The organism is Ensifer sp. (assembly GCF_035999135.1).
Classification (GTDB): Bacteria; Pseudomonadota; Alphaproteobacteria; order Rhizobiales; family Rhizobiaceae; genus Ensifer.
Genome location: NZ_DASYGZ010000103.1, coordinates 13,429 through 35,097, shown reverse-complemented (window position 1 = coordinate 35,097; position 21,669 = coordinate 13,429). Strand labels below are relative to the sequence as shown.

Here is a 21,669-nt window from a genome sequence, read left to right as displayed (position 1 = left end):
CCTCCGCTTGGTCAATTGTTCTTGAGCTGTGAAACAGGAGCGATGCGAATACCCTCCGCCGCAAGCGCTTCCCGCATGAGGCGCACGATATCGAGTGCGCCGAGCGTATCGGAATGGAAACAGATGGATTCGAAGGCGATCGCGATGTCTGCGCCGGTCACGGTGCGCACGCGCCCCTCCTTGCAGGCGCGCACGACCTTGCGCGCGATCGCCGCCGCGTCCGGCCGCCCCGCGTCGCGGGTGAAAACGATCGAGCCGCTGTCGTCATAGTCGCGGTCGGCATAGAACTCGCGGATCACCGGCTGCCCGACCTCGCGCGCGGCGATCTCCGTCTCCGATCCCGCCATGCAGAAGACGAAGGCCGTCGGGGCGACGGTGCGCATGTACTGAAGGAAGATCTGCGAGAGCTCGCGATTGGAGGCCATCTCCATGTAGAGCGCACCGTGCGGTTTGACGTGCTGAAGCGAGGCGCCGTGGCGCCTGGCGAATTCTCTGACAGCACCGACCTGGTAGACGATGTCATTGACCAACTCGCGCGCCGTGCCGGCGATCTTGCGCCGGCCGAAACCCTGGAGATCGCGGTAACCGGGATGCGCCCCGATGCCGACGCCGTGCTCAGCGGCCAGCCGCACGGTTTCATCCATCAGATTGGGATCGCCGGCGTGAAAACCGGCCGCGATGTTGGCCGAACTGATCAGCGCCATCAGGGTGGCGTCATCCGTGTCGCCGATGCGCCAGCGACCGAAGGCTTCACCCATGTCACAGTTGATGTCGACAACGTCGAGCAAGATATTCCCCTTCGACCCGGACCGCCCAAGTGACGGCCTGCGTTCAGAACCAACGGAACGCTAGGATCATTTAGATCATTTGAAAAATTCTATTTTTGTATGTCTGATATCTGTTTTTCGGAATTCGCACTTGCAAACACGCTTGCGCAAAAATAGCTTGAAATCCGTCATTTACACCGCAATGCCTGAATTTCGATCAGCTATCTGCCTCATGTTCAGGCAAGCTTTCTGAATATCTGGATTGCATTATCTAAAAATCAGAAGGAAGGGCGATGTCCATCAGCCTTCGCCAGCTTCGCTATTTCGTCGCGACCGCCGAGCTCGGCCAGATCTCCCAGGCCGCGGTCGATCTATCGATCTCCCAGTCGGCCATCACCACGGCGATCAAGGAGCTGGAGCGCATCGTCGGCGCCAGTCTGTTCCTGCGAACGCCGAGTGGCATGGATCTGACCATGGCCGGTCGCCAGTTTCTTTCCCATGCCTACGAGATCCTGAAAAAGGTCGATGAGGCGACGCATCTCAATGTCGTCAGCAGCGCGGTCGAAGGCACGCTCGCGATTGCCGCCACCTACACGGTGCTCGGTTACTTCCTCCCACAGCACATCGAGCGGCTGAGACGGCTTTTTCCCAAGCTCGATGTTCAATTGTTCGAACTCAATCGCGAGTCCATCGAGGAAGGGCTGCTCACCAACCGGTACGATATGGCGGTGCTGTTGACCTCCAACATTCTCAATCCGGCGCTGACCACAGAGAAGCTCATGAGTTCGACCCGGCGGCTTTGGGTTCCAGCGCAGCATCCGCTGCTTGCCCGTGACAATGTCGGCTTTCGCGAGATTGCCCAGGAGCCCTATATCATGCTGACGGTCGACGAGGCTGCTCACACGTCGTTAAAGTACTGGAGCGCCTCGACGTTCCAGCCGCGTGTCATCCTCAGAACATCGTCGGTCGAAGCCGTCCGCTCGCTGGTTGCCAATGGCCAGGGCGTCGCGATCCTGTCCGACATGGTTCATCGGCCCTGGTCACTCGAGGGCCGTCGCATCGAGACGATCGACGTGCGCGATCCCGTGCCGGCCATGGACGTCGGTCTGGCCTGGCGACGGGGCGCCGAGTTTTCGCCGGCGATGATGGCGCTGCGCTCCTACTTCCAGCAGACCTTCCGCTTGTCCGGTGGCAGGGCCGGTCCCTACGCCGCCGATTGAGCACGCGACGACGCCTGGGCGAGACCTCTCCCGTGGTCGTAATGCGTCCGGGGCGGCTTCCAGCGCGATTTCATCCGCCAATCCTGGGAACGTCCGGTTGGCCGCGACACCAGACCGCGACGAGGTCTGGTTCATGACTTGCCGAAACATTATCAATGGATAAAATACTGAGAAATCGAGTCAACATTTGTTGGCGACTCAAGATCGCGTGGAGATTCGTGCATGTTTCTGGAGAGGGCTGCGCCGCGTCATTTCGATCCGCCGCGTCCTGCGCGACAGGCCCCGACATGCAGTTCGCAACTTAAATGAACAACGCGGGCATTGGCCCGGATCAAAAACGAAGGGTCGACCCCGTCGACAAGCCGACTGCCCACCTGCGGCGCATGTGGGTGGATTCGTGAGGAAGAATGATGATCAGACTGAGACTTGCGACACTTGCACTCCTTTCGACGATGACCTCGTGGGCGCCGGCCGCCGCGCAGGATCTCGGCATCACGGTCTACTCGGCCCAGCACGCCGGCCTCACGCAAAAATGGGCCGACGCCTTCCTGGAAGACAGCGGGATACCGGTCACCATTCGCAAAGGCAGCGACATCCTGATGGCCAACCAGATCCTGCAGGAGGGTGAACATTCGCCGGCGGACGTGTTCCTGACGGAGAACTCGCCTGCCATGACCATGGTCGATCGAGCCGGTCTGTTTGCTCCGGTCAATCCGGAGACCCTGGCCGCCGTGCCCCAGGAGTTCAGGCCCGCCAGCGGCAACTGGACCGGGATTGCGGCGCGCACGACGATCTTCGTCTACAACACCGACATGGTCGGGGAAAAGGATCTGCCGAAATCCATGCTCGACCTTGCCGCGCCCGAGTGGAAGGGTCGCTGGGGTGCCGCACCGGCGGGCGCCGATTTTCAGGCCATCGTTTCCGCGCTGCTGCAGTTGCGCGGCAGCGACGAAACGGCGACCTGGCTCGCCGGCCTGAAGCAAAATGCCATCGCCTACCGCGGCAACTTCGAGGCCATGCGCGGCGCCAATGTCGGCGAAGTCGCCGGTTCGCTCATCTACAACTATTATTACTTTGGCGATCAGGCTGGCACGGGAGAAAGCTCGGACAAACTCAAGGTCCACTATTTCCGCAATGGCGATCCCGGCGCGTTCGTCTCGATCTCCGGCGGCGGCGTGCTGAAATCGTCGCACAATCCGGAAGCCGCCCAGGCGTTTCTCGCCTTCATCACGGGACCGGAAGGGCAAGCCATCCTTCGCGACGGAAAAACGTTCGAATATGCGATCGGCAGCGGCATCAAGCCCAATGCGGCTCTGCCTCCGCTCGATACGCTCGGTTATCCCAAGGTCGATCCCTCGCTTCTGAACGCCCAGGACGTCGTTCGGCTGATGACCGAAGCCGGCGTCATGTAAGCTGCCAAAACCGTGAACCGCCCCCTCCCCCCTCTGCCGACGGCAATTGCGCTGCCGGGCGTCAAGCGACATCGCCGCCGCGGCTCCAGTCCCGCGTTGGTGGCCGCCGCTCTCGTCGTCGCCGGCCTCGCCTTGATCCCCGTCGGTTTCGTCCTTTGGGTCCTTTCGCAGTCCAGCTGGGAAACCGCCGCCTCTCTCGTTTTCAGGCCGCGGGTCGGCGAACTGGTCGTTGCGACGCTGCTGTTGCAGGCTTTGGCCGTGCCTGCGTGCATCGTCCTTTCGCTGGCGTTTGCCTGGCTGACCGAGCGCACCGACCTGCCGCTCCGATGGCTCTGGCGAGCCTTGGGCGTGGCGCCGCTTGCGGTTCCGGCATTCGTGCAGGCCTACGCCTGGGACGGCACGTTCCCTCTTTTGCGCGGCCTTTGGCCGGCGGTTCTCGTCTCCGTGCTCGCCTATTTCCCGCTCGTCTATCTGCCGATCGTGACCCAGCTTCGCCGCCTGGACCCGGCACTCGAAGATGTCGCGGCAACGCTTGGCGAGCGCCCGGCACAGGTGTTCTTCACCGTCGTGCTGCCGCAACTGCGACTGGCGATCTGCGGGGGAGGACTGCTGATCGCGCTTCATCTGCTTTCCGAGTACGGGCTCTACGTTCTCGTTCGCTACGACACGCTGACGGTGGCGATCGTCAATCAGTTCCAGGCGGTCTACGACGGTCCGGCCGCCAACCTGATGGGTGTCGTGCTGTTCGCCCTCACTCTGCTCTTGCTTCTCCTCGACAAGTGGTCGCGCGGCAATCGTCGCTATGCGCGGGTCGGGGCCGGGGTCGCGCGGCCCGCGCCACGCTTCAGGCTCGGCCGAACCTGGCCTTTCTGGCTTCTGGTCCCGCTTGTGACGACGGCACTCGCCGTCGGCCTTCCCCTGGTTACCGTCGTTCGCTGGTTCTGGATCGGCGGCTCTGAGGCGTGGCACGGGGCTGCGCTCACCAGCGCCACCCTACAGACGGCCTTCTACGCCTTGCTCGGCGCGGCATCGGTCACCCTGGCGGCCTTGCCGATCGCCTGGATGTCGGCCCGTGCGCCGGGCAGATTACAGTCTTTTATCGAGAGCATTCACTATTACACGGGCGCGCTTCCCGGCAGCATCGTCGCCCTGGCGCTGGTGGCGATCACCGTGCGTTTCGCCTTGCCGCTGTACCAGACGGTCGCGGCCGTCATCGCCGCTTATGCTCTGCTTTTCCTGCCGCGGGCGATCATTGCGATCCGCTCCCGGCTCGGGCAGGTGCCGGTGGAGCTTCAGCAGGCGGCGATCGCACTTGGTAAGCCGCCGCTTACGGCAGCGTTCATCATCACCCTTCGGCTCGCCGCACCCGGCATCGCCGCAGGCGCTGCGCTGGTGGCGATGGGCATCACCACCGAACTCACGGCAACCTTGATGCTGAGCCCGATCGGGACTGATACGCTTGCCACCGAATTCTGGGCGCGCACGGCCGAGTTTGACCATGTCGGCGCTGCACCTTTCGCGCTTGCCATGATCATCCTTTCCGTTCCGCTTTGCGTCATCCTGCACCGGCAGGCGATGGGAGTTTCTGGACAATGACGGCGCTGAGCCTGGAAGACATCAGCAAGAGCTACGGTCCCACCAGGGCCGTGAGCAAGATCAACCTTCAGATCGCTGAAGGGTCGCGCACGGCGATCGTCGGTCCGTCCGGATCGGGCAAGACGACGCTTCTGCGGCTCGTTGCCGGTTTCGAAGCACCCGACGCCGGCAAGATCCATATCGATGGCCTGCGAATTGCCGATGCTTCGGTCGGCGTTCCGGCCCACCGCCGCAATGTCGGCATCGTGATGCAGGAAGGCGCGCTCTTTCCGCATCTGTCGCTCATCGACAATATCCGCTTCGGCATCCGCAAGAGCAAGGATAGCAAGGCGCACGCGCTCGCCCTGATGGACCTCGTCGAGCTTGACCGCTCCATGGCGGACCGGCAACCGCATCAGCTTTCCGGCGGCCAGCAGCAAAGGGTCGCGCTCGCCCGCGCCCTTGCCCGCCAGCCTCGCCTGATGCTGCTCGACGAGCCTTTTTCAGCGCTCGATGCCGGCCTGCGCGAGCAGTTGCGCAGCGCCACCATGCGGATCCTGGCAAAGGCCGGCGTCGCCACCCTGCTCGTCACCCATGATCAGGAAGAGGCGATCAGCTTCGCAGATCAGCTCGTGGTCCTGAGGGACGGCAGGTTGGTCCAGGCCGGGCCGCCGCAGGAACTCTACCGCGCCCCGGCGGATCCGGTGACGGCGGCGTTTCTTGGTCAGGCTATCGTTCTCGACGCAGAAATCCGGGGCGGCCGTGCCCGATGCATCCTCGGAGAGGTCGCCGTCGACGGGCAGCAGACGTCGTCGTCTGCGGCGAAAATCCTGCTTAGGCCCGAGCAGCTCCGCGTGGTTCCGGCAGCCGAAGGAGGAACCTGGCGCATTCTGACGATCGAGCAGCTCGGTCCGCAGGCGCACGTCAAGGTCGCCCTGGAAAATGGCGGGGCAGAGACCTGCCTGACGTTCAGGGCGCCGAACGTCGACCTGCCACCGGCAGGCAGCTTGGTTGGGCTCGAAATCTCCGGTCGCGCCTACCAATTCCCCTGACCGCATCTCAAGAACGGTTGAGGCAAGTCGTCTCTCAGCTTCCATCATTGGCGAGATTTGCAGACGCCCGTAACCGGCCGCGGAGATATCTAGGGAGCGCCCCCACTTCTGAGGGCGCTCGTCGGCATCACTTCGGATTGCGGATCGTCAACGCCGGGTTATGGGCGAAGAAGTTGTGCGGCATGATGTGCACGGTCTTCCACTCCGTCGACATGACCGGCCAGTCCTCCATGCGCGGAATATGATGGAAGCCGGCGGAGAACCAGGTGACGATGTCCTTGCCCATCAGGCTCTGGTCCTTCTTCACCCATTCGGCGAGCGTATCGGAACCATCACTCTGCATTGCGAACTTGCCGCCGGCATAACGCTGTTCCGGATCGTAGACCGTGTTCCAGACCGAATACTCGATATAGGCGTTGCGCTTCATCGGCGGGTCGTTCGCAAAGTCGAACGGACCGTAGGACACGTCCCCGTGGTGGATCATGTAGCCCGGTTCGTGGCCGAGATAGCCCTCACGCGACGGGTCCGAGATGTGGAAGTAGCGCGGCTGCGAGGAGGAGAGCTTGTAGCGCGCCTCCAGTTCCGTCATCGGCATCTTGTGCTCGACCGTCCACATCGACTTTCGCGGGCTCGATGGGTCGAGCTTGGCTGGCACGATGTCCATCGTCGAGAAGTGGTTGATCGGCTGGTCGACGTCGAAGTCGATGCGGAAGTTGAAGTAGTGGTCGTGGTTGGCGGCAACGAGGTTTGGTGCAATCAACGTTCCATGGGCCGTGTCCGCCTTCGCCGTCGGATCCTTCATCGACGTCGACGCCACGCCCTTCACCGCATCGAGACCGGTCGCGCCGACATAGATGTTGATCTGGCCGTTCTGCTGCAGGCGATAGTCGATGAGATAATCATAGTTGCCGACTTCGGATGCCGTGCGCACCACCAGTTCCGTTGCCGGACGACCTTCCGCCGGCACCGGTTTGTCGGGCGTCTGCGCGAAGACCTCGAAGTGGCGCCAGGCCGGATCGCCGATGCTGCGTTCGAAGACGCAGATCGCATCCGGAATGACCAGCGGCGAACCCTTGTCGTCGGCAATGGTGGCTGGCAGGAAGGTGGCGTGCGAGGGGCAGTCGATGCCGGCGCGAAGCGGCGTCAGGAACAGGCCGAAACCGTATTCTCCACTGTCCATGTAGGTGCGCCAGTACCAGCCTTCCGACGGGTCCATATAGGGCACGAAGACTTCGGAGAGATGCGCCTGATAGATGACCGAGCGCCAGGTGCCCGCGTCACTGACGTCGAGATTGGAGACGACGAGGCCCGGGCGCTTGTCGACGCGGAAATTGAAGCGCCAGATGTCCCACTCGATGTGGCTGCCGTCGATCTTGTAGTTCGGCGCCCCTTCCTGCACGAGCTTGACCGGGTTCGTCTCCGCGCGCAGCGGCGCGCGCTTGGCGACTTCCTCCTCCGTGTAGCCCCAGGCGTCCTTCGGCAGGTCGATCACGCCGAGATCGACGACGCGCACCACTTCCTTCTTGCCGATATCGTAAACGGCGAAAAGGTTCTCGATCGGCTTTGCATAGAAGTTTGAACCTTCTGGCACCTGGTAGCAGGGCACCTTCATCAGACGGGAGTTCTGATATTCCTCGGTGAAGAAGTTGCCGCCAGTCAGCGGCAGGCAGAAGGCCTGTTCAGGCTTCAGTCCGCGCTTGGCGAGGCCCGCCACCATGTCCGGGTGACCGAGCGCGCCTTCCAGCGCACCCATGAATTCGGTGAACAGCACCATCGGCTGGCCGGCTGCCTTGGCGTTGCTTTCGACGGTGCCCTTGGTGATGTTGACGACCGCCTCGCCGAAGCCATCCGGGCTGGTGAAATGCACGGTCGCCTTGCGGTCGAGGCTATCGCCTTCCTTCCACGAGAGCACCTCGGCCTTCGCCGGTTCCTTCAGCTCGATCAGCGGATAGAGCGTCTTGTCGTCGGCAACCTTCTTGTCGCGCAGGATCTGATTGATCTTCTGGTATTCCTCGGCCGTCAGACCGTCGAGCGGGTGGGCGAGCGCCGCGCTACCGGCAAGGCCGAAGCCGAGCGCGGTCGCGGCCAGATATGTCGTCAGTCTCATGATCGTTCCCTCTTTTCGTTGATTTTTCAGGCGAAAACCACCTGGATGTCGGTGTATTCGGCGAGCCCCTCCTCGGCGAACTCGACGCCCACACCGGAAGCCTTCACCCCACCGAAAGGCGCGTTCGGCTGGATCGCACCATGTTTGTTGATCCAGACGGAACCACAGGCCAGGCGGCTTGCGACCTTCTTCGCGGCCTCGATGTCGGACGACCAGACCGAGCCGCCGAGCCCGTTCGGGCTGTCATTGGCAAACCGGATCGCCTCCTCGACGTCGGAGTAGCGGATGATCGGCAGCGCCGGGCCGAACTGTTCCTCGTCAACGAGCGCATCGCCATTGCGAAGACCGGAAACGATGGTCGGCGGGAAGAACAGGCCCTCGCCCGGCGCACCGCCGATGAGCACCTTACCGCGCTCTTTCGCATCCGACACGAGGCGCAACACCTTGTCGAACTGCATGCGGTTCTGGATCGGGCCCAGAACGCTCGCCTCGTCCATGCCGTTGCCGACCGGGATTTTCTTCGCGTAGGCAACGAGCGCCTCGCACACGGCATCGTGGATCGTGTCGTGCACGTAGAGCCGCTTCATCGCCGCGCAGGTCTGGCCGTTGTTGATGAAGGCGCCCCAGAACAGGCCCTCGGCGATCGCCACCGGATCCGCGTCCGGCAGCACGATGCCGGCATCGTTGCCGCCCAGTTCCAAGGTCAGCCGCTTCATCGTCGCTGCGGCGGACTGCATGACCTTCTGGCCGGTGGCGCAAGAACCGGTGAAGACGATCTTTGCGATATCCGGATGGGCCGACATCGCGCCACCGAGATTGAACGCCTTGTCGTCACCGGTCACGACATTGACTACGCCCGGCGGCAGCACCTCGTTCATGATCTCGACGAGCCGCAGCGTCGACAGCGGCGTATGGGGCGAGGGTTTCACGACCACAGTGTTGCCGGTGCGCAGCGCCGGCAGGATATGCCAGACGGCGATCATGACCGGGAAATTCCAAGGCGTGATCGACCCGACGACGCCAAGCGGCTTGCGGTGCAGTTCCACGCGTCCCTGCTCGTTGTCCTGCAACACCTTGACCGGCAGCGAAAGGGCGGTCGTATATCCCGCCCAGGCGACGGCGCCGCCGACTTCCCAGCGCGAGCCGAGACCGTTCAGCGGCTTGCCCTGCTCCAGCGTGATGATTTCGGCAAGTTCGTCTGCGTGTTCCTCGATCTTCGCGGTCACCGCGGCGCAGGCCGCCTGCAACGCCTCGTCGCTCTTTGCCGACCAGGAGACAAACGCAGCCTTCGCCACGGCCACCGCGGCATCCAGTTCCGCCCCGCCCATGTTCGGCGCACGGCCGACCTCCATACCCGTTGCCGGATTGAGCACGGCGAAGTCCGAGCTGGCTGCTGCCGGCTTGCCGCCGATGGTTGCCTTGAATTCCATCATTTCCACCTCCTCCAGGAAGGCCTCACCACCTCCAGTGGGGCCGTTTGGCGGCAGAGGATAAAGACGGACGCGGCGTCAGACTTGGACGACACCGTCTCACCGTTTGGACAAATGCGTCAGTGGCAGCGTGCGACCGAACCCGGCGTCGTGCCGTATTTCTTGCGGAACTCGCGGTAGAAATAGGAAAGGTCGTTGAAGCCGCAATCGAAGGCGACGACGGTGACGCCTGCCGCCACTTGCTCGCCCCTGGCGGCGGTAAGCCGCGCATGGGCCAGCTCCAGCCGGCGGTTTAGGAGCCGATGGCCGGGGGTTTCCCCAAGCGGGCGGAAATGCCGCTGCAGCATGCGCTCGGAGACATTGAGCCTGACGGCAAGCTCGCGCGGCCCGAATGTCGGGTCTGCCCGATGCCGGTCGATCATAGAAAGGGCCCGGGACAGCAAAGTTTCTGCCGCCGAACCGGTGACGCGGGCCGAATGCAGGTAGGCGCCCATCAGGCAGAGAAAGGCCTCGCCAAGCTGCGCCTGGGCACCCTCCTCCATGAGCATTTTGGCGATGACGGCGCGCATCGCGAGCCAGAGCGGATCGTCGCGCGAAATCGCAAGGCCGCCATTGCAGCGATTGCCGAAACGATGCATCACCTCGTCGCGCGGAATATGGAGCGAAACCTGGTTCGAGCGTTCGCCGCGATAAACGAACGTGGAGGGTTTGACGGAATCGACGAGGAACATGTCGCCCGGCGAAAGCTCCGCCACCTGATCGCCCTGCTCGACGCGACACTGTCCGGCGTCCTGCACCAGGAGGAAGAAGTACTCGCCCGGATCCTGACGGATGGCGCGCGGGCTGCGCGCCACCTCTGAAGCATCGAGGGCGACGATCGCCGTGTCAAATGAGCCGATCCGCCGCGTGCTGACGTCGCCGTTGACGACGCCCGTCCGCCGCATCGGTTCCAGGTTGAACGAACCGCAGACCCTGCGGATCTCGGCCTCGAGAATTTCCACCGGCACCGGCTTGTGCCCTGGCGTCATCAGCGACTGCATCGCGCCCTCCCCGGCTAAAGCAGATACCCTGTGCTCCCAAACCTATCCCATCACAGTCCGCAGCGCTTAGCCATGCCCTCAATCGGACAGAACGGAAAAACGTCCCGCCTCCGCCGCCCGGCGCAGGCCGCCGCACGCCGGATCGGCAACACCCTCTGCCGCAAGGCCGTCAAGAACCGCAACGACTTCCGCAAGGCCCCGCGCCTGAGCATAGTGCATCGGTCCACCGCGCCAGCGCGGAAAGCCGTAGCCGTGGATCTTGACGAGATCGATATCGGCAGCGCGCACCGCCACCCGCTCCTGCAAAATCCGCGTCGCCTCATTGACCATCGGCAGCAGGATGGCATCGGCGATTTCGGTCTCGCTCCACGTCCGCTGTGGCTTGCCGTCCACCATCTCGGCGAGGATCCCTGCCACCGTTTCCGACGGTTTTGGTGCACGGTCGCCCGGCTGGTAGTCGTACCAGCCACCACCGGTCTTCTGGCCCAGACGTCCGAGGGCGCAGAGACGCTCGGCGACCGGCGCGAAGGGTATCTCGCCGCGCTCCCGTGCCGCCTTACGCTGGAAGGCGGCGATGTCGAGGCCGCCGAGATCCTGCGCCTCGAACGGGCCCATCGGCAGACCGAAGGCGCGCATGGCCGCGTCGACGGCCGAAGGCGTCGCGCCGGACAGCAGCAGCCTCTCGGCCTGGGCGCGCGTAACCTTCAGGAGGCGGTTGCCGATGAAACCATCGCAGATACCGGCGCGCACCGGGATCTTGGCGAGCAGGCGGGCAAGCGCAAAACCGGTCGCAAGCACCTCCGGCGCTGTCGCCCCCGTCGGCACGATCTCCAGGAGCTTCATCACATGCGCGGGACTGAAGAAATGCAGCCCGAGGAAGCGCTCCGGATGGCTCACCCCCTCGCTGATTGCCGCCGGATCGAGATAGGAGGTGTTGGTGGCGAGCACCGCGTCCGGCCGGCAGGCGGACGAGAGCTTTTCAAAGACGGCACGCTTGACCGCGAGGTCCTCGAACACCGCCTCGATCACCAGGTCGGTATCGGCGAGCAGGTCATAATCGTCGCCGCCGGTGATGCCCGCCATGCGCTCCTCGGCAAGTGCCTCAGTCATGCGCCCGCGCTTCACAGACCCGTCGTAGATAGCCCGTACATTGGCAAGCCCGCGCTCGACCGCCGCCTGATCGCGCTCAATCAGAACCACCGGCAGGCCGGCGTCGCGCAGCGCCGCAGCGATGCCGGCACCCATCGTGCCGCCACCGATGACGGCGGCCGAGCGGATCTCGCGGGGTGTGATCCCGGCAAGCTCCGGTGGTCGCGGCGCAGCGCGTTCGGCGAAGAAGACATGGCGCAGCGCAGCTGCTTGCTCAGAGCCGCGCAGTTCCAGAAACGTCTCGCGCTCGAAGGCCATGGCGGTCGAAAAATCCGCCTCGCTCGCCTTGCGCACCGATGCCAGCGCCTTGAGTGGCGCGATTTCGCGCCGCGCCTTGGCTGCCACCGCCGTTTCGGCGTCTTCCCAGAAGCCTGGCTCGACCGCGGTCACCGCCCGGCGGGAAATTGGTTGCGGCCGGGGTTTTGTGGCCACGTCGCTTGCAAAGGCGATCGCGCCGGCGCGCAGGTCACCTGCAATGAGCGTGTCGACAAGCCCGAGCGCCTCGGCCTTCTTCGCGCCGACCGGATTGCCGCCCGTCGCCAGGTCGACGGCGGCTGCCGGGCCGACAAGGCGCGGCAGCCGGACGGTGCCGCCCGCACCGGGAATGAGGCCGAGTTTCACCTCGGGCAGGCCGAGGTTGGCGGAGGCGACGGCCACCCGATAGGCACAGCCGAGCGCGACTTCCAGCCCGCCGCCGAGCGCGCTGCCGTGCATCGCCGCGACCCACGGCTTTTTTGCACCCTCGATCGTCGCCACGACATCCGGCAGATGCGGCGGCAGCGGCGGCTTGCCGAATTCACTGACGTCGGCTCCGGCGATGAACGTGCGGCCGGCACAGATGAGAACGACGGCCGTCACCGCGCTGTCGGCGTCAAGCTCCAATACGGCGTCGACGAGCCCCTGACGCACGGCCTGCGACAGGGCGTTGACGGGCGGATTGTCGATGGTGACGACGGCGACGGCATTCTCGCGGGTGATGGCGACGATCATGGCTCAAATTCCCAGGTAGGCGGCGCGGATGCGCTCATCTGCAATCAACTCGGCGGCGGGGCCCGACATGGTGACGCGCCCGGTCTCCATCACATAACCCCGGTCGGCGACAGAAAGTGCGCCGAAGGCGTTTTGCTCGACAAGAAGCACGGTGACACCAAGCGCCTTCATGCTCTTCACGACGTCGAAGATCTGCGCGACGAGGATCGGGGCAAGACCCATGCTCGGCTCGTCCAGCAGCAGGCAGGAGGGCCTGGCCATCAGCGCGCGGGCGATCGCAAGCATCTGCTGTTGCCCGCCGGAAAGCCCGCCTGCCGCAAGGTTGCGCTTCTCTTTCAGGACCGGGAACAGCGTAAAGGCATCCTCCCTGTCGCGCTCCACCTTGTCGTCGGCAAAGAGATAGGCCCCGAGCCGAAGGTTTTCTTCCACCGTCAGGTTGGTGAAAATCTGCCGGCCCTCGGGCGATTGGGCAAGGCCGCGCTGGACGCGTCGGTGCGCCGGCACTGTGGTCAGCGCCTCGCCACGAAAGACGATGGAGCCGGCCGAAACCGGCTGGATGCCGGAAAGGCACTTCAACAGCGTCGTCTTGCCGGCGCCGTTGGCGCCGACCACGGTGACGATTTCGCCCGAGGCGACCTCGAGGTCGATGCCGTGCAGCACCTCGATGCGGCCGTAACGTGAACGCAGTCCCTCAACGTTGAGCATTTTGCGCCTCCGCCACTTGGGCTCCCAGATAGGCTTCGATGACGCGCGGATTGCGCGCGATCGCCGCCGGCTCGCCCTCGGCGATCTTCTCGCCGTGATCGAGCACCACGATATGGTTGGATATGCGCATGACCATCTTCATGTCGTGCTCCACCAGAAGGATCGAAACACCCTCGGCGGCCACGGCAGCGATCAGGTGATCGATCTCCTCCGTCTCCACCGCGTTGCAGCCGGCGGCAGGCTCGTCGAGCAGCAGCACACGGGGCTTCAGCGCCAGGGCGCGCGCGATCTCAAGTCGCTTCAGCGCGCCGTAGGAGAGCGAACCCGCCTCCTGTTCGGCGGCACGGCCGAGGCCGACACGGTCGAGCAGCGCCCGGGCGCTGGTCTCCGAGGCCTTGCTGCGGCGGCGCGCGGCGGGCAGCGAGAAGAGATCGGAAAAGACCGAACCGCGTTCATGCAGATGATGGCCGGCGATCGCGTTTTCGAGCACGCTCATCGATTGAAAGATCTGCAGATTCTGGAAGGTGCGCGACAGGCCGCGCCGGGCCAGAAGATGCGGCGGCATGCGCGTGACATCCTCGCCATCCAGCGTCACGCGGCCGCGCGCCGGGGCGTAGACGCCTGAGATCATGTTGAAAAGCGTCGTCTTGCCGGCGCCGTTCGGGCCGATCACCGAGACGATCTCGCCCGGTTTCAAGGAGAAGCCGACATCGTTGACGGCGCGCACGCCGCCGAAATCGATCCCCAAGCCTTCGATCTGAAGCAGGCTCATTCTGCTCTCCCCCGGATGCGCCGCGCGATGGACGGCAAAAGGCCTTCGCGCATGAAGATCATGACCAGCATCATCACGAGGCCGAGCATCAGCTGTTCGTACTCCTGGAAGACCGTCAGCACCTGCGGCAACGTGGTGAGGATCGCGGCACCGAGGATCGCGCCGAGCACCGATCCGGCGCCCCCGAGCACCGTCATGGTGACCATCTCGATGGAATGCATGAAGCCCGCGACATCGGGCGTGATGAACTTGTTCTGGAGCGCCAGCAGCGAGCCTGACACCGACGCGTAAACCGCAGAGATGACGAAGGCGACGAGCTTGTAGCGGGCGACGTCGACGCCGACCGTGCGGGCGGCGACCTCCGAACCATGCAGCGCGCGAAGGGCGCGGCCCGTCGGGCTATGGTAGAGGTTGAGCGCCAGCCATGCGCCGATGACGAGCACGAGACCGGAGAAGGCGTACCAGAACTCGGTATTGGAAAGGTCGATCCCGATCGACTTCAGGACGCCGCGCAGTCCCAGCTCCGGGACCGCCATGCCATCAGGCCCGCCGGTCAGTTGCGCCTCGTTGGACAAGACCATCGAGACGAGGATGCCGAAACCGAGGCTGGCGACGGCGAGATAGTAGCCCTTGAGCCTGAGGATCGGCCGGCCGACAAGGTAGGCGACGCCGGCGGAAAGTGCCGCACCCAGCACCGCCGCAAGCGCCGGATGGAGGCCAAGATGCACCGGCGCGAGCGCGCAGGCATAGGCGCCGATGCCGGCAAAACCGGCGTGTCCGAGGCTGATCTGGCCGGCATAGCCGATGAGGATGACGAGCCCCGTCACCGCCAGGCCGTTGACGAAGATCAGCGAGCCGACACGGAAGTAATAGGACGACGGGAAAAAGACCGGCGCGATGGCGATGACCGCGGCGAGGATGAGGAGACTGGTTGTCTTACCGGAGAGCCGCATCATTACACCCGATCCGTCGACTTGCGGCCGAACAGGCCCTGCGGCATGGCAAAGAGCACCGCGAGAATGACGATAAAGGCGGCCGCATCCTTGTATTGCGAGCTGAGATAACCGGCCGTCATCGCTTCGAGGATGCCGAGCAGCAGGCCGCCGACGAGCGCTCCCTTGGGGTTGCCCATGCCGCCGAGCATGGCGGCGGCAAAGCCTTTGAGCGCGAGCGCGAGCCCCACGTCGTAGCCCGTCAGCGTGATCGGCGTCACGAGCACGCCGGCCAATGCACCGATGGCCGCGGACATGGCGAAGGAGAGCGTCATCACATATTTGGTGTTGATGCCGACGAGCTGGGCGGCGATGCGGTTGTTGGCCGTCGCCAGCACCGCGCGGCCGATCAGGGTGCGCGTGAAAAACAGCCCGAGACAGAAGAAGACGGCGAGCGCCCCTGCAATCACCCAGAGGCTCTGCGGCAGGATGGTCGCGCCACCGATCAGGATCGGCTGGTCGCCGGAAAAGGCCGGGAAGCGGTGAAGCTGCTTGTCGAAGACGAGCTGTGTCGCGCCGCGGATGAAGATGGACGCGCCGATGGTGATGATGATCAGCGAGACGACAGGTGCACCGCGGGCGGGCTCGATGGCGAGCTTGTTCAGCGCGACGCCGATCGCCGCCGTCACGATGATGGCGATGAGTGCTGCGAGCGGCAACGGTAGGCCGGCCGCATTTGCGAAGAAGGTGATCATGCCGCCGAGCATGACGAATTCGCCCTGGGCGAAGTTCACCACGTCGGAGGCGTTGTAGATGATCGTGAAGCCGAGGGCGACCAGCGCATAGACCGCGCCGACCGTGATCCCGGACAGGAAAAATTGCAGCAGTTCGGGCATGGATGCCTCCGCTTGGCACGCGACGGTTTCCGCCGGCCCTTGCCGAGAAGGGCTCGGGCCGGCGGGCTCGATTACTCGACGATCTTCCAGCCGCCGTCTTCGATCTTCAGCATGCGGAAGGCCGAGAGGTCGAGACCGAGGTGGTCCTCGGCCGTCATGGTGACGGTGCCCGTGGTGCCGACGAGACCCTTCGTCTCCTCGATGGCGTCGCGGATAGCCGACGGCTCGGCGCTGCCGGCCCGGCCGAGCGCATCGACGAGGATGCGCAGCGCATCATGGGCGTAACCGCCGAAGGTGGAGACCGGCTTGCCGGTCGCCTTCTCGTAGGCGTCCTTGTAGGCAGTGACGACGGCACGCTGCGGGTCGTTCTCCGGCAGCAGTTTCGCAACGAGCAGCGCCGTGCCCGGCAGGCGCACGCCTTCTGCGGCCTGCGCACCGGCAAGCTCGATGAAGCCGTCCGAGGCGACACCGTGCGACTGATAGAGCGGCAGGCCGACGGCGAGCTGCGCATAGTTGCGGGTGACGATTGCCGGACCCTGGCCGAAGCCGGGGTTCAGCACGGCCTGCAGGCCTTCCTTGCCCTTGATGTTGGTAAGCTGCGGCGTCATGTCGGCGTCAGCAGGGCCGTAGGTCTCGTCGGCCAGCACCTCGATGCCGTAGTCGCCGACGATCGCAAGGCACTGCTTGTGCATAGAGGCGCCGAAACCGTCGGAGCCGGAGATCATGCCGATCTTGGTGATGCCGCTCTTCTTCATGTCCTCGAAGATCTTGGCGCAGGCCATGCGGTCCGTGTGCGGCGTCTTGAAGGTGTAGGGGCGGACCGGATCGATGATCTCGATCGCGCCGGCAAGCGAGATGAAGGGCACTTCCGCATCCTCGAAGACCGGGATGATGGCCATGGAGGTGCCGGTCGTCGTGCCGCCGATCACGGCGACGACTTCGTCGTCCTCGACGAGGCGGGTGGCAAAGGTGCGCGCCTTGTTCGGATCGCCGCCATCGTCATAGATGACGAGTTCCAGCTTCTCGCCGTTGACGCCGCCGGCCGCGTTGATCTCCTCGACCAGCATCTTCAGCGTCTTGGCTTCCGGATCTCCGAGGAAAGAGGCGGGACCCGTTTCGGAAATGGTCGCGCCGATCTTGATATCGGCCAGGGCAGGCCCGGCAACGCCGAGAACGAGGACAAGGGCAGTCGCGGTCTGTGCAAATTTCATGTCGGTTTCTCCTCCCAACAAAGACAAAGATAAAAACGAAAACTCCTCTCACGCCGCCAAGGGGCGGCGCCACATCACCACGCGGAACCGGTTGGCGACGAAAGCCGCATCCGTCAGGCTGGCATTGCCCGCGGGGTTTGCGCCGGTGACGTGGAAATCGCTGAAGGCGGCACTCTGGTTGACGTAGATGCCACCGGTCAGATTGACCGAAAGATTGACGCCCGCCGCAGCGAAGCGGTCGGCGGCAGCATGGATCTGCGCCTCGTCCGTCGTGTAGAGCGCAGCGGTGATCGCGCCCTTGTCTTCCGCCAGGCTCGCTGCACGGTTCACGCCGTCCTCGATATCGGCGACGGCGACGACAAAGGCGATCGGGCCGAAGCGTTCCTGCCCATAGCTTTCCGTATCCATCGCATCGACGGCGAGGATCAGCGGGGTCGCTGTGCGCGCATCGTCCTGCCCTTCGATGGCTGTTGAATTGCGCACCACCCGGCCGAGCGCGCGGGCCGTCTCGATACGGGCGAGCGTCGCAGGGTCGGCGATTGCGCCGCAGACGCCGGCAGCTCGGGCGGGATCGGCAAGCAGGCCGTCGACGGCCGCGGCGATGCCGGCTGCCACCGCGTCGAAACTCTTGTCGCCCTCGTCAGTCTTAATGCCGCCGCGCGGCACGAAAATGTCCTGCGGGGCCGTGCACATCTGCCCGGAATAGAGCGACAGCGAGAATGCGATATTGGCGCACATGCCGGCGAAATTGTCGGTCGAGCCGATGACGATGGAATTGACGCCGGCCTCTTCCGTATAGACATCGGCGTCCCCGGCATTCTCCCGCACCCAGGTGCCGAACGCGTTGGAACCGGTGTAGTCGACGATGGCGACGGCCGGGTGCTGCACGAGGTCCTTGGTGACCTCCGAGCCGGGCTCGTCCGCAGCCAGCAGCACCACATCGGCAGCAAAACCCTCCTCCACCAGAACCTGGCGGATGATCTCGACTGTGATGGCCAGCGGCAGGATCGCCGCCGGATGCGGCTTGACGATAACTGTGTTGCCGGTGGCAAGGCTGGCGAAGAGACCCGGATAGCTGTTCCAGGTCGGGAAGGTGTTGCAGCCGATGGTGAGCGAAACGCCACGCGGGACGACGCGCCAGTGCTTTTCCATGACGATCGGCTCGCCCCTGCCCTGCGGCTTCGTCCAGGTCGCCTTCGCCGGCGTTCGGGTCATTTCGGCATGGGCGTAGGCGACCGCTTCAAGACCGCGATCCTGCGCGTGCGGACCGCCGGCCTGGAAGGCCATGGCGAAAGCCTGGCCGGTCGTGTGCATGACGGCATTCGCCATCTCGAAGCTGCGGGCGTTGAGGCGTGCCAGGATTTCGAGGCAGACGCCGGTGCGCACCTCCGGCGCGGCGGCGGCCCATTGCGCAGCAGCAGCGCGCGAGGCAGCCACCAAAGTGTCGGCAGAGGCGGTCGGGTAGGTGATCCCGAGGGCCGGTCCGTAAGGCGAGACTTCCTGACCGACAGCGCCCTCTGCCGGGTGACCGGCAAGCGCGAACGGCTTTCCGAGCCGTTCCTGATAGACGGCAAGTCCGTCGTCCTTGGCGGTTTCGCCATAGATCTTGCCCGACGGCACCTCCGGATAGGCGGACCAGAAGTCGCGCTTGGCCGCCGCCTGCAAAGCTGCATCGAGCGTGGAGCGATGGCGCTCAAAAAGTCCCGTCATGGCTTACTCCTCCCAGTCAGTGCTTTTATAATTGACCGGCCGGCCGGTTTATGCAACTATTTTTTCACGGTCGCTCTGGAAAGAAGGGCGACAGGGAGGAAAACATGCCGCAATCCAGCACGATCCTGTCGGCGCTTGCCGACGGCGTCCTGAGCCTGACGCTCAATCGCCCCGACAAGCTCAATGCGTTCAACGAGGAAATGCATCTTGCGCTGCGCGCCGGGTTCGAGCGCGCCCATGCGGATGCCGACGTGCGCGCCGTGCTTTTGACGGGCGCGGGCCGTGGGTTTTGCGCCGGCCAGGATCTTGGCGACCGCGACCCGAGCAAGGGCGTGCCGGACCTCGGCCACACGATCGAGACCTACTACAATCCCCTGCTCCGCCTGATCCGCAGCCTGGAAAAGCCGGTGATCTGCGCGGTCAACGGCGTTGCCGCCGGCGCCGGCGCCAACATCGCCTTTGCCTGCGACATCACGCTCGGCGCACGCTCCGCCCGTTTCATCCAGGCCTTCGCCAAGATCGGCCTCGTGCCGGATTCCGGCGGAACCTGGAGCCTGCCGCGGCTGATCGGCGAGGCCCGCGCCAAGGCGCTGGCACTCACGGCCGAACCGCTCGGTGCGGAGACCGCCGCCGATTGGGGGCTCATCTGGCGCGCTGTCGATGACGACAAACTGATGGACGAGGCAAGCGCGCTCGCCGCCCGTCTCGCCGCCGGTCCGACCAGGGGCCTCGGCATGACCAAGCGCGCCATCCAGGCCGCCGCCACCAATTCGCTCGACCAGCAGCTCGATCTCGAACGCGATCTTCAGCGTGAGGCCGGCCGCAGCGCCGACTATGCCGAAGGCGTTTCCGCCTTCCTCGAGAAGCGCAAGCCGGAGTTCAAGGGCCAATGAGTGACGCCAGCCTTTCGCCCCAGGCGCTTGCCGAAGCCTGCGCCCGGGCCATGTGGGACGACGACAACGCCACCCGCCATCTCGGCATGGAGCTTGTATCGGTCGCACCCGGCGAAGCGTCCATCGCCATGACCGTTGCCGAAACGATGACCAACGGCCATGGCACCTGCCATGGCGGCTACATCTTCACGCTCGCCGATTCGGCCTTCGCGTTTGCCTGCAACACCTACAACCAGCGCACCGTCGCCCAGCACTGCTCGGTGACCTATATCGCACCGGCGTTCAAGGGCGACTTGCTGACGGCGACGGCACGGGAGGTGTCGCGCCGCGGACGGGGCGGCATCTACGATATCCGCATCACCAATCAGGAGGGCGAGCATGTCGCGGAATTCCGTGGCCACTCGCGAACCGTCAAGGGTACCCATCTGCCGGAGTGAGGCAGACGATCCCAGCATTCTTGGAGGAGAATTTCATGGAAGACCTGTCCCCCCGCCCCGGTGACCTCGAAGCGATCGAGACGGCCTCTCGCGACGAGCTTTCCGCGCTCCAGCTTCAGCGTATGAAATGGTCGCTGACCCACGCCTATGAGAACTCCCCCTTCTACCGCCAGCGTTTCGACGAGGCGGGCGTGCACCCATCCGACCTCAAGACACTCGCCGACCTCGCGAAATTTCCCTTCACCACCAAGAAGGACCTGCGCGACACCTATCCCTTCGGCATGTTCGCGGTGCCGCGTGAAAAGCTCGCCCGCATCCATGCCTCGTCGGGCACGACCGGCAAGCCAACCGTCGTCGGCTACACCAAGAACGACATCGACACCTGGGCGACGGTGGTTGCCCGCTCCATCCGCGCCTCGGGCGGCCGGGCCGGCGATATCGTGCACGTCGCCTATGGCTACGGCCTCTTCACCGGTGGCCTGGGCGCGCATTATGGCGCTGAAAAGCTCGGCTGTACGGTCGTGCCGATCTCGGGCGGCATGACCGAGCGTCAGGTCACGCTGATGCAGGATTTCAAGCCGCGCATCATCATGGTCACGCCCTCCTACATGCTCTCCATCCTCGATGAGTTCCGCAAGCACGGCATCGACCCGCGCGAAAGCTCGCTCGCGGTCGGGATTTTTGGCGCGGAGCCGTGGACGAACGCCATGCGCCAGGAAATCGAACAGGCTTTCGACATGCATGCGGTCGACATCTATGGCCTGTCGGAAGTCATGGGCCCGGGCGTCGCCAACGAGTGCGTCGAGACCAAGGACGGCCTGCACATCTGGGAAGACCATTTCTACCCCGAGATCATCGACCCGGTGACGGGCGCGGTGCTGCCGGATGGCGAGATCGGCGAACTGGTCTTCACCACGCTCACCAAGGAGGGCCTGCCGATCATCCGTTACCGCACGCGCGACCTGACGCGGCTCCTGCCCGGCACCGCGCGCTCGATGCGCCGCATGGAAAAAGTCACCGGTCGCTCCGACGACATGATGATCCTGCGCGGCGTCAACGTCTTCCCGACGCAGATCGAGGAGCAGATCCTGAAATGCCGTGGACTGGCGCCGCATTTCCAGATCGAGCTGTCGCGCGCCGGCCGTATGGACAATATGACGGTTCATGTCGAATGTACGCTCGAAGCGACCGACGAGGGCGCGCGCGCCGGATCGGCGAAGGAGCTCGCCCACCACATCAAGAGCGTGGTCGGCGTCTCGACGAAGATTACGGTGCACGAGCCCGGCGGCATAACCCGCTCGGAAGGCAAGGCAAAGCGAGTGGTCGACAACCGCCCGAAAGAGTGAATGCCCGAAGGCGTGAACGACTGAA

At 64.5% G+C, this 21,669-nt stretch carries 18 protein-coding genes; 7 read left to right on the top strand and 11 right to left on the bottom strand.

What is annotated here, in order from left to right; all coding sequences use genetic code 11:
* Positions 1-11: 11 nt before the first annotated feature.
* On the bottom strand, positions 12-788 hold the full coding sequence (locus VGO12_RS12425) for a 5-oxoprolinase subunit PxpA (RefSeq protein WP_327513061.1): 777 nt from the start codon (positions 786-788) through the stop codon (positions 12-14).
* A gap of 272 nt (positions 789-1,060) precedes the next feature.
* Between VGO12_RS12425 and VGO12_RS12420 the strand changes: the two genes are divergently transcribed.
* From VGO12_RS12420 to VGO12_RS12405, 4 genes are all read left to right on the top strand, one after another.
* Positions 1,061-1,987 (top strand): LysR family transcriptional regulator, encoded by a 927-nt coding sequence (locus VGO12_RS12420; RefSeq protein WP_327513060.1) that lies wholly within the window; start codon positions 1,061-1,063, stop codon positions 1,985-1,987.
* Positions 1,988-2,397: 410 nt separating this feature from the next.
* The gene (locus VGO12_RS12415; RefSeq protein WP_414650710.1) at positions 2,398-3,399 is read left to right on the top strand and encodes an iron ABC transporter substrate-binding protein; all 1,002 of its coding nucleotides are present in this window, start codon (positions 2,398-2,400) and stop codon (positions 3,397-3,399) included.
* Positions 3,400-3,411: 12 nt separating this feature from the next.
* Positions 3,412-4,995 (top strand): iron ABC transporter permease, encoded by a 1,584-nt coding sequence (locus tag VGO12_RS12410; protein ID WP_327513058.1) that lies wholly within the window; start codon positions 3,412-3,414, stop codon positions 4,993-4,995.
* Positions 4,992-6,026 carry an ABC transporter ATP-binding protein gene (locus VGO12_RS12405; RefSeq protein ID WP_327513057.1) on the top strand — a complete coding sequence of 345 codons (1,035 nt, stop codon included), beginning with the start codon at positions 4,992-4,994 and terminating at the stop codon, positions 6,024-6,026. Before VGO12_RS12410 ends, VGO12_RS12405 begins: the two co-directional genes overlap by 4 nt.
* Before the next feature lie 127 nt (positions 6,027-6,153).
* On the opposite strand, the gene VGO12_RS12400 is transcribed toward VGO12_RS12405, so the two are convergent.
* The 10 genes from VGO12_RS12400 to paaN form a co-directional block, all read right to left on the bottom strand.
* Positions 6,154-8,133, bottom strand: a complete 1,980-nt coding sequence (locus VGO12_RS12400; RefSeq protein WP_327513056.1) for a tyramine oxidase — start codon at positions 8,131-8,133, stop codon at positions 6,154-6,156.
* 26 nt (positions 8,134-8,159) lie between these two features.
* Positions 8,160-9,566, bottom strand: a complete 1,407-nt coding sequence (locus VGO12_RS12395; RefSeq protein WP_327513055.1) for an aldehyde dehydrogenase family protein — start codon at positions 9,564-9,566, stop codon at positions 8,160-8,162.
* 116 nt (positions 9,567-9,682) lie between these two features.
* Entirely contained in the window at positions 9,683-10,603 is a 921-nt protein-coding gene (locus VGO12_RS12390; RefSeq protein WP_327513054.1) for a helix-turn-helix domain-containing protein, read from the bottom strand.
* A 78-nt stretch (positions 10,604-10,681) separates the two neighbouring features.
* Positions 10,682-12,742, bottom strand: coding sequence for a 3-hydroxyacyl-CoA dehydrogenase NAD-binding domain-containing protein (locus VGO12_RS12385; protein WP_327513053.1), 2,061 nt, complete (start codon positions 12,740-12,742; stop codon positions 10,682-10,684).
* 3 nt (positions 12,743-12,745) lie between these two features.
* Complete coding sequence (locus VGO12_RS12380) at positions 12,746-13,447, bottom strand: ABC transporter ATP-binding protein (protein ID WP_327513052.1); 702 nt, start codon at positions 13,445-13,447, stop codon at positions 12,746-12,748.
* Positions 13,434-14,219 (bottom strand): ABC transporter ATP-binding protein, encoded by a 786-nt coding sequence (locus VGO12_RS12375; protein WP_327513051.1) that lies wholly within the window; start codon positions 14,217-14,219, stop codon positions 13,434-13,436. The genes VGO12_RS12380 and VGO12_RS12375 overlap by 14 nt, the downstream gene beginning before the upstream one ends.
* A complete protein-coding gene (locus VGO12_RS12370) occupies positions 14,216-15,172 on the bottom strand; it encodes a branched-chain amino acid ABC transporter permease (RefSeq protein ID WP_327513114.1) in 957 nt (318 codons plus the stop codon). Before VGO12_RS12370 ends, VGO12_RS12375 begins: the two co-directional genes overlap by 4 nt.
* 2 nt (positions 15,173-15,174) lie before the next feature.
* Positions 15,175-16,047 carry a branched-chain amino acid ABC transporter permease gene (locus VGO12_RS12365; RefSeq protein ID WP_327513050.1) on the bottom strand — a complete coding sequence of 291 codons (873 nt, stop codon included), beginning with the start codon at positions 16,045-16,047 and terminating at the stop codon, positions 15,175-15,177.
* A 71-nt stretch (positions 16,048-16,118) separates the two neighbouring features.
* Entirely contained in the window at positions 16,119-17,258 is a 1,140-nt protein-coding gene (locus VGO12_RS12360; RefSeq protein WP_327513049.1) for an ABC transporter substrate-binding protein, read from the bottom strand.
* A gap of 48 nt (positions 17,259-17,306) precedes the next feature.
* A complete protein-coding gene (gene paaN / locus VGO12_RS12355) occupies positions 17,307-18,968 on the bottom strand; it encodes a phenylacetic acid degradation protein PaaN (RefSeq protein ID WP_327513048.1) in 1,662 nt (553 codons plus the stop codon).
* 104 nt (positions 18,969-19,072) lie between these two features.
* Between paaN and paaG the strand changes: the two genes are divergently transcribed.
* From paaG to paaK, 3 genes are read left to right on the top strand one after another with little or no spacing between them, the layout of a single operon-like run.
* Positions 19,073-19,861 (top strand): 2-(1,2-epoxy-1,2-dihydrophenyl)acetyl-CoA isomerase PaaG, encoded by a 789-nt coding sequence (gene paaG / locus VGO12_RS12350; protein WP_327513047.1) that lies wholly within the window; start codon positions 19,073-19,075, stop codon positions 19,859-19,861.
* Entirely contained in the window at positions 19,858-20,298 is a 441-nt protein-coding gene (gene paaI / locus VGO12_RS12345; protein WP_327513046.1) for a hydroxyphenylacetyl-CoA thioesterase PaaI, read from the top strand. Before paaG ends, paaI begins: the two co-directional genes overlap by 4 nt.
* Positions 20,299-20,333: 35 nt before the next feature.
* Entirely contained in the window at positions 20,334-21,644 is a 1,311-nt protein-coding gene (gene paaK, locus VGO12_RS12340) for a phenylacetate--CoA ligase PaaK (protein ID WP_327513045.1), read from the top strand.
* Positions 21,645-21,669: the final 25 nt, after the last annotated feature.